The organism is Anoxybacillus sp. J5B_2022 (assembly GCF_026847645.1).
Classification (GTDB): domain Bacteria; phylum Bacillota; class Bacilli; order Bacillales; family Anoxybacillaceae; genus Anoxybacteroides.
On record NZ_JAPSMC010000007.1, the window covers coordinates 38616 to 51266 of the forward strand.

Sequence of the window (12651 nt, forward strand, 5' to 3'; positions counted from 1 at the left end):
AAACGGTCATGAAAGACAATCAACAGTTAGAACAAAATCAACGAGAACAACCGATGGCGTTATGGATGAAAGCAGCCATCACTGGGTTTGTTGGTGGCGTATTTTGGAGCTTATTAGGCTATTTAGCACATTTTTTTCACTTTACAGAACTAAGTCCAAACATGATTTTATTGCCGTGGAAGATCGGGGATTGGAAATATGGAAAAACAGGAAATTATTTAGCGATTTTCCTCATTGGCGTACTTTCGATTGTCGTAGCGCTTCTTTATTACGTGCTGCTTCGCAAAATGAAAAGCATGTGGGTAGGAATCGGCTATGGCCTTGCGCTATGGATCCTCGTTTTTTACGTGTTCAATCCAATGCTCCCAGGATTGCGCCCTGTTTCACAACTAGAACGAAATACGATCATCACCACCATTTGCTTGTACATTTTATATGGACTGTTCGTCGGCTATTCGATTTCATTTGAAGCGCAAGAAAACGAGCAACAAAAACAACCGACAAAAACCGCAAATGAGTAGTGATAATAGGTATTTTATGATAAAATGGGATTGTTTGAACATTCTTTTTCTTTAAGGGGCGGTGAACATGGCGCGTCTTCTTCTCATTAACGGTCCGAACTTAAACCGTCTTGGCAAGCGTGAACCGCACATTTACGGCAGCGATACGTTGCACGACCTTGAGCAGCAACTCATTGCTTTTGCCGCGGAGCACGACACAGAACTTACTTGTTTTCAAAGCAACCATGAAGGAGATATTATCGAACAAATTCATGCCGCCGAAGGCGCATATGACGGCATTATTTTGAATGCAGGGGCGTTTACTCATTATAGTTATGCCATTCGCGATGCGATTGCTAGTGTTACTGTCCCTGTCGTGGAAGTACATATCTCCAACATCCATGCCCGCGAACCGTTTCGCCATGTGTCCGTCATTGCACCTGTGACGATCGGACAAATTGTCGGGCTTGGCTTTACTGGTTATCGGTTGGCGATTTTGGCGCTGTTAGAGAAGGTGAAAGGGAGAGAGAAAATATGGAGAAAATAGAAAAACTGCGTGCACGTTTTGCCGAATACGGCATCGATGGCATGCTGATCACGAACGGCTATAACCGCCGTTACATGACGGGGTTTACTGGTACGGCCGGCGTTGTCGTGATCGGACCCGCGCATGCGGTATTCATCACCGATTTTCGGTATACAGAACAAGCTGCTAGACAAGTGGAAGGGTACGAAATCGTTCAACATACTGGGCTAATCATCGAAGAGGTCGCCAAACAAGTTACGGAGCTTGGAATCAAGAAGCTTGGCTTCGAGCAAGACCATATGTCGTACGCAACGTTCCAAACATACGCAAAAGAAATAAAGGCCGAACTTGTGCCTGTTTCCGGCATCGTTGAAAAGTTGCGCTTGATTAAGTCAGCCGCAGAGATTAAGATATTAAAGGAAGCAGCGGAGATTGCGGATGCAGCGTTTGATCATATCATTCGGTTTATCCGCCCTGGCGTAACCGAAATCGAAGTGGCGAATGAGCTAGAGTTTTTTATGCGCAAACAAGGCGCTGTTTCTTCTTCATTTGATATTATCGTTGCATCTGGCTATCGTTCGGCGTTACCGCACGGAGTGGCAAGCGAGAAGGTCATTGAAAAAGGCGAGTTTGTTACCCTTGACTTCGGTGCTTATTACAAAGGCTATTGTTCAGACATTACGCGAACCGTTGCGGTCGGTGATGTAAGCGACGAGCTGAAACAAATATATGACGTCGTGTTACAAGCGCAATTGCGCGGCATGGCTGGTATTAAGCCAGGGATGACCGGTCGGGAAGCGGATGCGCTCACTCGTGACTATATCGCCGAAAAAGGATATGGTGAATATTTTGGCCATTCTACCGGTCACGGAATCGGATTGGAAGTGCACGAAGGACCAGCGTTATCCGCCCGTTCCGACATCGTGCTAGAGCCGGGGATGGTCGTCACCGTAGAGCCGGGTATTTACATAGCAGGACTTGGCGGCGTGCGCATTGAAGACGATACCGTTGTCACTGCGGACGGTAACGAGTCGCTGACTCGCTCACCAAAAGAGTTAATTATTTTATAATATTGGAAGTAGGAGGACATTTGTCAATGATTTCAGTGAACGACTTTCGTACAGGACTAACGATCGAAGTAGATGGCGATATTTGGCGCGTCATCGAGTTCCAACACGTGAAACCAGGGAAAGGAGCGGCGTTCGTTCGCTCTAAATTACGCAACCTTCGCACTGGATCGATTCAAGAAAAAACGTTCCGTGCAGGTGAAAAAGTCAACCGTGCCCAAATTGACAACCGGAAAATGCAATATTTATATGCGAACGGTGATCAACACGTCTTTATGGACACGGAAACATATGAGCAAATTGAGCTTTCTTCGCAACAAATCGAGCACGAATTAAAATTCTTAAAAGAAAATATGGAAGTATTCATTATGATGTATCAAGGCGAAACGATTGGCGTTGAGCTTCCGAACACAGTGGAACTAAAAGTCGTAGAAACAGAGCCAGGCATTAAAGGCGATACGGCTTCTGGCGGCTCTAAACCGGCAACATTGGAAACAGGCCTTGTCGTGCAAGTGCCGTTCTTCGTAAACGAAGGCGACGTACTTATCATCAATACGACAGACGGAACATACGTATCCCGCGCGTAACTATAAGAAACTCCTTGCTGTATAGCAAGGGGTTTTTTTATTGCTTAGCTCCGTTTTTCTTGATTTTGCCTAAAAACCACTTCTGAAACGAAGCGGCTTTGCATAGTTTGTACTAATCATATTATTTTAGGGGGATTCAATGAAACGATGGTTCGCGCTGATCGATGCAACGGTTCTTTCGATGGCAGGATTGCGTTTATTATCCGCAGCAATTGAATTGACGGCAGCGATGACGATGTTAGCTTTCAACGATGTGAAAAAAGCGGTGGCAATCAATGCACTGCTTGCGATCGTCGGTCCAATCATTTTCATCATGACGATGACCATCGGCCTTCTTTCGCTAACGGACGAGCTTTCTTTTGCAAAACTATTTTGGATCGGGCTCGGTGTCGCGTTCATTCTCTTCGGAATTTATAAGTAATACATAAGGAGGCGGGGGCGTATGCAAACGATCATGGACGTGTTGCCGAAAACAATTGCTGCTGCACTGGAGCAATGGCCGTTTTCGTTGAAAAGCGAGATCGAGGAAATTCGCATTCGCGTGCAGCGCCCGTTAGAAGTGATCGCGAAAGGCACTCCATACTTTCTGCCTTATGAAGTGACAGCGGAAGACGGTGTTCACCTTTTGAACAAGCTCAGCCATTATTCGATTTATGCGATCGAAGAAGAATTAAAACGAGGATTTATTACGATTCAAGGCGGACATCGTGTCGGATTAGCAGGGAAAGTCATTACCGACGGTGGAAGTGTGAAAGCAATTCGTCACGTCACCTCTTTTAATATTCGCGTTGCCAAGCAAAAAATCGGCATCGCCCAACCGCTCATTCCATATGTGCATAACGGACGGTGGTGCAACACGATGATTATTGGCTCTCCTCAGACAGGAAAAACAACTTTGCTTCGTGACATTGCCCGCACGATTAGCAGCGGTGTCCCAGCGAAAAACATTCCGGCGCAAAAAGTAGGTATTGTCGATGAACGTTCCGAAATTGCTGGATGTGTCAAAGGTATACCACAATTTGAGCTAGGGCATCGCGTCGATGTGCTTGACGCTTGCCCGAAAGCAGAAGGAATGATGATGATGATTCGATCGATGAGCCCAGACGTGCTCATTGTTGATGAAATTGGGCGCTGGGAAGATAGCGAGGCGATGTTGGAAGCCGTTCATGCCGGTGTTTGCGTATGGACGACCGTTCACGGAAAAAATTGGGGTGACATCGCCCAACGACCGACGTTGCGTCCGCTCATCGAACAACGCGTATTTGAACGGTTTATTGAACTGACGAATGAGCGCGGTCCCGGAACGATTCGGCGCATTATTGACAGGTCAGGGACGGTATTATTCGGGGCGGAGGTGAGAAAATGAAGTGGTTTGGAGCGTTGCTTATTTTGCTTGCGACGACATGGAGCGGATTTGAGGCATCGCGTCAGTTAAGCGAACGTCCTAGACAACTGCGGCAGTTAAAAATAGCGTTGCAGGCACTAGAGGCGGAAATTATGTATGGCCACACTCCGTTAGCGGAAGCGGCGCTGCATTTAGCGCGGCAGCTCGCTTTTCCGTTTTCGCGCTTCTTTGAGCGGTTTGCTGAAAAACTACAAACGGGGGAAACGAGCGTCCACGAAGCGTGGGAAGATAGCTTGCGGGCGATTTGGCGAGCGACCGCGCTAAAACAAGGAGAATTTGAAGTGATGAAGCAATTTGGCGAAACGTTAGGCCAATATGACAGAGTTGCTCAACAAAAGCAAATTGCTTTGGCGCTTGTCCATCTTGACCGCGAAGAACAAGATGCGCTCGAAAAAAAAGCCCGCTATGAAAAGATGGCGAAAAGTTTAGGGTTTCTTGTAGGGCTGCTTCTCATTATTTTATTGATTTAACTCTAGGAGGAAAACGATGATGGGGATTGATGTCGATGTCATTTTTAAAATCGCTGGAGTAGGCATCGCGATCGCTTTACTGCATACAGTACTTGATCAAATGGGGAAAAAGGAGTTTGCACAATGGGTCACTCTGCTCGGCTTTATTTACATTTTGTTTATGGTCGCCTCCGTCATTAGCGACTTGTTCCAAAAGATAAAAGACGTGTTTTTGTTCCGAAGTTAGGGGGAGATGGCGATTGAAATGTTGCAAATTGTTGGCATAGGATTGATCGCCACGTTTTTAGTCGTGCTGCTAAAGGAGCATAAATCGAGCGTGGCGTTTTTACTAACGGTGTTTGTCGGATGCATCATTTTTCTTTTTTTAATTGACCAAATTAGCGCGATTTTGCGCATGTTGCAAAAAGTGGCTTCTGACACGAACGTCAATATGGTGTATTTTGAAACGATTTTAAAAATTATCGGTATTGCTTATATCGCAGAATTTGCGTCGCAAATCTCGAAAGATGCTGGGCAAGGAGCAATCGCTTCCAAGATCGAACTTGGCGGCAAAATTTTAATTTTAGCGATGGCGATCCCGATTTTAACGGCCATTATCGAAACAGTGATTGGCTTGATTCCTTCATCAAGGGGGTGATTTATTGAAAAAAGCGATCATTTCGTGGTTAGTTGCCGCTTCCTTTTTTTTGTTGCCGTATGTAGTACAAGCTGCGCCTAACGAAGAGCAACTTGCCGAAAAACAGCTGGAATCAATAGATATAAAGGACATCCAAAACTATTGGAACGACATCATCGTAAAGTACGGCGGTTTTTTGCCGGAAAGCCAGAAAGGGTCGCTTGTTGAATTTTTGCAAGGGGAGAAAGAATGGTCGCTAAAAGCGTGGCTTACGGCGTTTTTAAAATTTCTCATTTACGAACTGCAAGCGAATAGCAAGCTGCTCGGTATGCTCATTTTATTGACGGTGTTCAGTATGTTCTTACAATCGCTGCAAACCGCGTTTGAACAACAAGCTGTCAGCAAAGTAGCATATGCAGTCGTGTATATGGTGTTGATGATCCTCGCACTAAACAGCTTTCGGCTGGGGATGGAATACGCCCAAGAGGCCATTCAAACAATGACTCATTTTATGATTGCCCTCATTCCGCTGTTGCTGGCACTGTTAGCTTCTTCCGGAGGGCTTGTTTCGGCTGCCTTTTTCCACCCAATGATTCTTTTTTTAATGAATGTGACGGGAGGGATTGTTGAGTATGTGGCGTTGCCGCTTTTGTTTTTAGCAGCGCTGTTAAACATCGTCAGTACGATGTCTGAACATTATAAAGTGACGCAACTAGCCGATTTATTCACGAAAGTAGGGATGGCAACGCTCGGTTCGATTTTAACTATTTTTCTCGGTGTCATGTCTGTCAAAGGAGCAACATCGGCGATCGCAGACGGCATCGCGTTAAGGACCGCTAAATTTGTCGCGGGAAATTTCATTCCAGTCATCGGGAAAATGTTTACGGACGCGACGGATACGGTTGTCACCGCTTCGATGTTGTTGAAAAATGCGGTTGGAGTCGCTGGAGTGGCATTATTGCTCATCATCGCTGCATTTCCGGCCTTAAAAATTTTCACGATTGCTTTTGTTTACAAACTATCTGCTGCCGTTTTGCAACCGCTCGGCGGCGGTCCTGTCATTTCTTGCTTAAACATCATTAGCAAAAGTATCCTCTATATTTTGGCTGCGTTAGCGATCGTCTCGCTCATGTTTTTTCTTAGTTTAACGGTCATCATTACCGCTGGAAATATTACGATGATGGTTCGGTAAGGAGGGAGAATCCGTGCACTTCATCATTGAATGGGTCACTAATATTATCGTATTTATTTTGTTTGCGATCGTCATTGATTTATTACTCCCTTCTTCAAGTTTTCAAAAATACGTAAAAATGGTCGTCGGGCTTATTCTCCTTCTCATTATGCTATCCCCGCTGTTAAACATTTTTTCCATCGATGTCGATCGTCTTTTAGCAACAGTGACAGCGGAAGGAAGCGGGCAACAAGAAACGATGAAAAATGAACTAGAACAGAAGAAAAAAGAAATACAAGCCTCACAACGTGCATATATTTTAGAACAAATGGCTGTCCAGATGAAAAAACAAGTAGCTGGGGAGTTGATGAAACAATATGGATTGACCGTGCAACATATCACTTTGCAAACAAAAGAAAGTTCATCATTGCAAACTCCTGACGATATTCAAGCAATTGAAGTAATTGTCAGTCAGCAGCAGGAGCAAAAGCAAGAAACGATTCAGCCTGTTATGATCGACGTGTCAAAGCCCATTCCAAACAATGCAGAAGATGAAGCGTTACGAAAAAAGCTTGCGTCGTTTTTCGCGGCGAAATGGGGAGTACACGAAGAAAAAATCGTTGTCCAAATCGAGGGGAGGGACTGGGGGGATGTTTCCGTTCATTAAGCGATGGCTTGCGCCGTCGGAAAAAGAGACAAAAGAAAAGAAGCCTACACCCGCTTCTTACGTGCTGCTCCTGCTTTTCGTTGGGGTGTTGGTGATGCTCATGAACCATACGTGGAAAGCTCCATCGTCGACAAATGCTGTTGCGGTTTCGGGAAAAGCGACCGACAAAGCAGTTGAAGCATTCGGGCAAACGTCCGATACGAAGGCAAAAGTCATCGCTGAGTATGAACAGCGGTATGAAGAACAGCTAAAAGCTGCACTAGAAGCCATTGAAGGAGTAGACGACGTAACGGTCGTTGTCAACGTTGATGCCACCGAAATAAAAGTGTTAGAAAAAAACCGGGTCACTCAGCAACAAACAACGGACGAAACAGACCGTGAAGGCGGCAAACGAAAAATCGAAAATCATTCATTTAACGAACAAGTCGTCATCGTCCGCGATGGGGAAAGCGAAAAACCGATTGTTGTAACAACGAAAAAACCGGACATTCGCGGAGTGCTCGTCGTTGCTAAGGGGGCTGATAATTTGCAAATTAAAAAATGGATCGTCGAAGCGGTAACACGCGTTCTCAATGTACCAAGTTATCGCGTCGCCGTCTTGCCAAAAAAATAAGGGAGGATCGATCAAAATGTTAAAAAAACAAACTGTCTGGCTATTAACGATGTTAAGTTTAGTAGTTGTATTGTCTGTATATTATGTGACGGCTCCAAAAGATATGAATGATAGTGTAGCGTTTATGAATGATCAAACGAAAACAAACGATGCGAAAAAACAAACTGAAACAAAAGGGGCCGATATGGCTGTGGAAGAAACGGATGTGCAGGATGGCAAAGTGACATCGAGCATCGCCAGCGATGACGTCTTTACCGCTTTGCGCATGCAAATTGACGACGAACGCAGCCGTTTGCGCGACCAATTAAATGCGGTCGTTGCCTCCACAAGCGCAACCGCTGAGCAGAAGAGCGAAGCCATTGACAAAATTCAGCAGCTTGAAGCGCTTGCTGAAAAAGAAGCGACGTTAGAAACGCTCATTAAATCAAAAGGAGGGTATGAAGACGTGCTCGTTCGCGCTGATGGGGATACGGTAAGAGTAACCGTAAAAGCGAAAACTAGCTCTGCGAAAGCGGCCAATGAAATCATTCAACTTGTGAAAAGCGAGATGAACGACATGCAAGATATTGCTGTCGAGTTTCAACCGGTAAAATAGCGAAGAAGCTGGCTTCTTTATAGAGGCCGGCTTTTTTTTCTGAAAATAAGGGTATTTTATTTTTACAGTGGAAAAATGATTTTAATGCTATATAATAATAATTGTTTATATGACTAGGTAGTAAATCTGCCGAAAAGTCACATTCTATTGTTGAATATGAAGGAAGGTCTGTCGTATGATGGTAGTATATGACACAATTATGGGGCGAGAGGTGTGAACAATGTTGAAAATTCAAGAAATTCGTGAACTCATTCGGTTAATTGACCAAGCAAACATTGAGGAATTTTTATACGAGCACGAGGGCACAAAAGTACATATGAAAAAACCGAACGGAAATGTTCCGGTCGAAGCGGTTGTTAAAACGGTCGTGGAACGAGCGCCAAAAGTGGTCGTTCCAGAAGTGACAGCGCCGCAAGCGCCTGTGCAAGAAGTGAAGCAAGAAGAACCGCCAAAACAAGAAGTAGTGAAAGCAGACAATTTGCATAAAATTACATCGCCGATGGTCGGAACATTTTATGCCGCGCCATCTCCAGACGCACCGCCATATGTCAAAGTGGGCGATAAAGTCAAAACCGATACGATTGTTTGTATCATCGAAGCGATGAAGCTCTTTAACGAAATCGAAGCAGAAATCAACGGTGAAATCGTAGAAATTCTTGTCCAAAATGGCCAGCTCGTCGAATATGGACAACCTCTATTCCTTGTGAAGCCAGAATAATAAGGAGGACGGGCCATGATCAAAAAGTTATTAGTAGCAAACCGGGGGGAAATCGCCGTTCGCGTCATTCGCGCGTGCAAAGAGCTTGGCATCGAAGCGGTGGCGGTGTTTTCGGAAGCGGACCGGGAAGCGCTACACGTTCAATTAGCCGATGAAGCGTATTGTATTGGACCGACAGCTTCAAAAGACAGCTATTTAAACTTTACGAACATTATGAGTGTCGCCACCTTAACTGGTTGTGATGCCATTCACCCAGGATATGGGTTTTTGGCGGAAAACGCCGCATTTGCGGAGCTTTGCCGCGAATGCAATATCACGTTTGTCGGGCCAAGCCCGGAAGCGATTACAAAAATGGGCATTAAAGATATTGCCCGCGAAACGATGCGCGAGGCTGGCGTTCCGGTCGTTCCAGGATCGAAAGGAATCATTGCAAACATCGATGAGGCGCTTGCTTTAGCGGACGAAATCGGCTATCCTGTCATTATTAAAGCAACGGCAGGCGGCGGCGGAAAAGGAATCCGCGTCGCGAGAAACGAACAAGAGCTTGTGAAAGGCATTAACATCACGCAACAAGAAGCGGCGACTGCGTTTGGAAATCCGGGTGTATACATCGAGAAATATATCGAAGATTTCCGCCACGTCGAAATTCAAGTGCTCGCCGATTCTTATGGAAATGTCATTCATTTAGGGGAACGTGATTGCTCGATTCAGCGCCGTTTGCAAAAGCTTGTCGAGGAAGCGCCATCTCCGGCATTAGATGAAGACATGCGTAAGCAGATGGGGGAAGCAGCTGTTAAAGCAGCCAAAGCGGTTAACTACTCCGGTGCCGGAACGGTGGAGTTCATTTTTGACCATAAGGCGAAAAAATTTTACTTTATGGAAATGAATACGCGCATTCAAGTGGAGCATCCTGTTACTGAATTAATTACAGGCGTTGACTTAATTAAAGAACAAATTCGCGTCGCATCTGGTGAAAAGCTATCGTTGACACAAGAGGAAGTGACGTTTAATGGCTGGGCAATTGAATGCCGAATTAATGCCGAAAATCCGGAGAAAAACTTTATGCCGTCACCGGGAAGGATTCAAATGTACCTCCCGCCTGGAGGATTAGGAGTGCGCGTCGATTCGGCGGCTTATCCAGGGTATATGATTCCCCCTTATTACGATTCGATGATTGCTAAACTCATCGTCCATGCCCCGACGCGTGAAGAAGCGATTGCGAGAATGAAACGGGCGCTCAGCGAATTTATTATCGAAGGGATTCATACAACGATTCCTTTTCACTTAAAATTATTAGAGCACGAAAAATTCGTGCAAGGGGACTTCAACACAAAGTTTCTTGAGTTGTATGATGTGATGAAATCATAGGAGGTGCTGGAGATGTCTGAGCACGTATTTGAAATGGAACAAGAGCCTACTTTAGGGAAGGTGGAGATTGCTCCGGAAGTAATTGAAGTGATTGCTGGTATTGCGGCAAGCGAAGTGGAAGGTGTTGCGCAAATGCGCGGCAACTTCGCAGCAGGTGTTGTGGAGCGGTTAGGCAAAAAAAATCACGGAAAAGGCGTCAAAGTCGACATAAGAGAAGAAGGGGTTGCGATCGACATTTATTGCTTTATTCAATTTGGCGTTTCCATTCCGAGCGTTGCGAAAAAAATTCAAGAAAACGTCCGTCAAGCGCTATTTAATATGACGGGATTAGAAACGAGCGAAGTTAACGTTCACGTCGTTGGTGTTCAATTCGATACGGCGAAACAAGAGCATGAAAACGAATAAATGAGAAAACGGGGGCTCATAAAAAAAGCCCCCTTTGTATTTTGCAAAAAATTTGTTATCTTAGTGAACGGACGCGTTTTTTATAGGAATTATAAAAGGCGATAATTTCATGTGCTACATTAATGATTTGTACGGATTATAGTGTCGTTTATCACGAAAATATGGTATGATCATCACATAACGTTCGTTTATACGAAAAGCGAAGGCGACTGTATAGCTCTCGAAGCCAAACGTTCTTCCGACGAGAAGCGCTTTTTGCTTCGACGGAGGAAGGTTGTTTGGCACAAGAGAGCTAGGAGCCGTAGCTAGACAATACGAAAAGCGAAGGCGACTGTATAGCTCTCGAAGCCAGACGTTCTTCCGACGAGAAGCGCTTTTTGCTTCGACGGAGGAAGGTTGTTTGGCACAAGAGAGCTAGGAGCCGTAGCTAGACAATACGAAAAGCGAAGGCGACTGTATAGCTCTCGAAGCCAGACGTTCTTCCGACGAGAAGCGCTTTTTGCTTCGACGGAGGAAGGTTGTTTGGCACAAGAGAGCTAGGAGCCGTAGCTAGACAATACGAAAAGCGAAGGCGACTGTATAGCTCTGTCGCTACTAGTGAAAACAAGGAGGGAAACGATGAAGCGACATACAGCGAGGGAAAAGGCGCTCCAAGCGCTGTTTCAAATTGACGTCGGTCGGATTGAGCCAGAAGAAGCGATTCAAAACGTCGTCCAAGACGAAGCAGTGGATCCGTTTTTACACCAGCTTGTGTTCGGAGTCATTGAACATCAAGCGGAAATCGATGAACTATTGCGAAGCAACCTTGAAAAGTGGACGTTAGAGAGGGTCGCAAACGTCGATCGTTCCATTTTGCGCATGGCAACATACGAAATGAAATATATCGACGACGTTCCAGTGAACGTAAGCTTTGATGAAGCGATCGAATTAGCGAAAAAATTTGGCGATGATAAATCAAGCCGGTTTATTAACGCGGTTCTTTCAAAAGTGAAAGACGCATTGCAAATGTCATGATTGCTGATACAATGCCAAATATAAACGACACAAAATGAACGATCAGAAAAGGGGAGTAGGAACGATGGCAGCACAAATCATTAATGGAACAGAATTAGCAAGCGCAAAACGCGCCCAATTGGCAAAAGAAGTGGAGGAGCTAAAGAGCAAAGGGATTGAGCCAGGACTTGCGGTCATTCTTGTTGGTGACAACCCAGCATCCCATTCATACGTGAAAGGGAAACAAAAAGCGTGCGCCGAAGTCGGCATTCGTTCGACATTGTTGACGTTTCCAGAAACGGTTACAGAATCGTTTTTATTGCAGCAAATCGAACAGCTTAATCGTGATCCGGCGATTCACGGGATCTTAGTACAACTCCCGCTTCCAAGCCATATTAACGAACTGAAAGTGATCGAAGCGATTGCACCTGAAAAAGATGTTGATGGCTTTCACCCGATTAACGTCGGCCGCATGATGGTCGGACAAAAGGCGTTTCTTCCGTGCACTCCGTACGGCATTTTATTTATGGTGCAGTCGCTCGGTGTCGATATTGCCGGCAAACATGTCGTCGTCGTCGGCCGTAGCAACATTGTTGGCAAACCAGTCGGTCAGCTGTTTTTACGGGAACATGCCACAGTGACGTATTGCCATTCGAAAACGAAAGATTTAGCTGCCATTACCCGCCAAGCCGACATTTTAATTGTGGCGGTCGGAAAGGCAAATCTCATTGGTGCGCAACATGTAAAAGAAGGGGCAATCGTCATCGACGTCGGCGTCAACCGGTCGGAAAATGGAAAATTATGCGGTGACGTCCGATTTGATGAAGTGAAGGAAGTGGCCAGCTATTTAACGCCTGTGCCAAAAGGGGTCGGTCCGATGACGATTACAATGCTTCTTCATAATACGGTAGAAGCAGCGCGCGAATATGCGCAACAAGTTCAGCGATAAG

General features: G+C 45.4%; 18 protein-coding genes. All 18 read left to right on the forward strand.

Annotation, left to right across the window (positions count from 1 at the left end):
* Positions 1-8: 8 nt before the first annotated feature.
* Positions 9-521 (forward strand): YqhR family membrane protein, encoded by a 513-nt coding sequence (locus M4I42_RS03605; RefSeq protein ID WP_268850881.1) that lies wholly within the window; start codon positions 9-11, stop codon positions 519-521.
* Between the two features lie 67 nt (positions 522-588).
* Complete coding sequence (aroQ, locus tag M4I42_RS03610) at positions 589-1047, forward strand: type II 3-dehydroquinate dehydratase (protein WP_268850882.1); 459 nt, start codon at positions 589-591, stop codon at positions 1045-1047.
* Positions 1035-2096 (forward strand): Xaa-Pro dipeptidase, encoded by a 1062-nt coding sequence (pepQ, locus tag M4I42_RS03615; protein WP_268850883.1) that lies wholly within the window; start codon positions 1035-1037, stop codon positions 2094-2096. Before aroQ ends, pepQ begins: the two co-directional genes overlap by 13 nt.
* A 26-nt stretch (positions 2097-2122) precedes the next feature.
* Positions 2123-2680, forward strand: a complete 558-nt coding sequence (gene efp / locus M4I42_RS03620; RefSeq protein ID WP_183254609.1) for an elongation factor P — start codon at positions 2123-2125, stop codon at positions 2678-2680.
* Positions 2681-2819: 139 nt separating this feature from the next.
* Complete coding sequence (locus M4I42_RS03625) at positions 2820-3101, forward strand: YqhV family protein (RefSeq protein WP_268850884.1); 282 nt, start codon at positions 2820-2822, stop codon at positions 3099-3101.
* Between the two features lie 21 nt (positions 3102-3122).
* Positions 3123-4046: a stage III sporulation protein AA gene (gene spoIIIAA / locus M4I42_RS03630; RefSeq protein ID WP_268850885.1), complete on the forward strand. Its 924-nt coding sequence runs from the start codon at positions 3123-3125 to the stop codon at positions 4044-4046.
* On the forward strand, positions 4043-4555 hold the full coding sequence (gene spoIIIAB, locus M4I42_RS03635; protein WP_268850886.1) for a stage III sporulation protein SpoIIIAB: 513 nt from the start codon (positions 4043-4045) through the stop codon (positions 4553-4555). Before spoIIIAA ends, spoIIIAB begins: the two co-directional genes overlap by 4 nt.
* A 19-nt stretch (positions 4556-4574) precedes the next feature.
* Complete coding sequence (gene spoIIIAC / locus M4I42_RS03640) at positions 4575-4781, forward strand: stage III sporulation protein AC (RefSeq protein ID WP_268850917.1); 207 nt, start codon at positions 4575-4577, stop codon at positions 4779-4781.
* A gap of 6 nt (positions 4782-4787) precedes the next feature.
* Complete coding sequence (gene spoIIIAD / locus M4I42_RS03645; RefSeq protein WP_268850887.1) at positions 4788-5192, forward strand: stage III sporulation protein AD; 405 nt, start codon at positions 4788-4790, stop codon at positions 5190-5192.
* A gap of 4 nt (positions 5193-5196) precedes the next feature.
* Positions 5197-6363 carry a stage III sporulation protein AE gene (gene spoIIIAE, locus M4I42_RS03650; RefSeq protein WP_268850888.1) on the forward strand — a complete coding sequence of 389 codons (1167 nt, stop codon included), beginning with the start codon at positions 5197-5199 and terminating at the stop codon, positions 6361-6363.
* A gap of 13 nt (positions 6364-6376) precedes the next feature.
* On the forward strand, positions 6377-7009 hold the full coding sequence (gene spoIIIAF, locus M4I42_RS03655; RefSeq protein WP_268850889.1) for a stage III sporulation protein AF: 633 nt from the start codon (positions 6377-6379) through the stop codon (positions 7007-7009).
* A complete protein-coding gene (gene spoIIIAG, locus M4I42_RS03660; RefSeq protein ID WP_268850890.1) occupies positions 6993-7622 on the forward strand; it encodes a stage III sporulation protein AG in 630 nt (209 codons plus the stop codon). The genes spoIIIAF and spoIIIAG overlap by 17 nt, the downstream gene beginning before the upstream one ends.
* 16 nt (positions 7623-7638) lie before the next feature.
* Entirely contained in the window at positions 7639-8217 is a 579-nt protein-coding gene (locus M4I42_RS03665) for a SpoIIIAH-like family protein (protein ID WP_268850891.1), read from the forward strand.
* Between the two features lie 220 nt (positions 8218-8437).
* Positions 8438-8935: an acetyl-CoA carboxylase biotin carboxyl carrier protein gene (accB, locus tag M4I42_RS03670; protein WP_268850892.1), complete on the forward strand. Its 498-nt coding sequence runs from the start codon at positions 8438-8440 to the stop codon at positions 8933-8935.
* Positions 8936-8950: 15 nt separating this feature from the next.
* Entirely contained in the window at positions 8951-10303 is a 1353-nt protein-coding gene (gene accC, locus M4I42_RS03675) for an acetyl-CoA carboxylase biotin carboxylase subunit (RefSeq protein ID WP_268850893.1), read from the forward strand.
* A 12-nt stretch (positions 10304-10315) separates the two neighbouring features.
* Entirely contained in the window at positions 10316-10708 is a 393-nt protein-coding gene (locus M4I42_RS03680) for an Asp23/Gls24 family envelope stress response protein (RefSeq protein ID WP_268850894.1), read from the forward strand.
* A 618-nt stretch (positions 10709-11326) separates the two neighbouring features.
* Positions 11327-11722, forward strand: a complete 396-nt coding sequence (gene nusB / locus M4I42_RS03685; RefSeq protein ID WP_268850895.1) for a transcription antitermination factor NusB — start codon at positions 11327-11329, stop codon at positions 11720-11722.
* Between the two features lie 64 nt (positions 11723-11786).
* Positions 11787-12650, forward strand: coding sequence for a bifunctional methylenetetrahydrofolate dehydrogenase/methenyltetrahydrofolate cyclohydrolase FolD (folD, locus tag M4I42_RS03690; protein WP_268850896.1), 864 nt, complete (start codon positions 11787-11789; stop codon positions 12648-12650).
* Position 12651 lies beyond the last annotated feature (1 nt).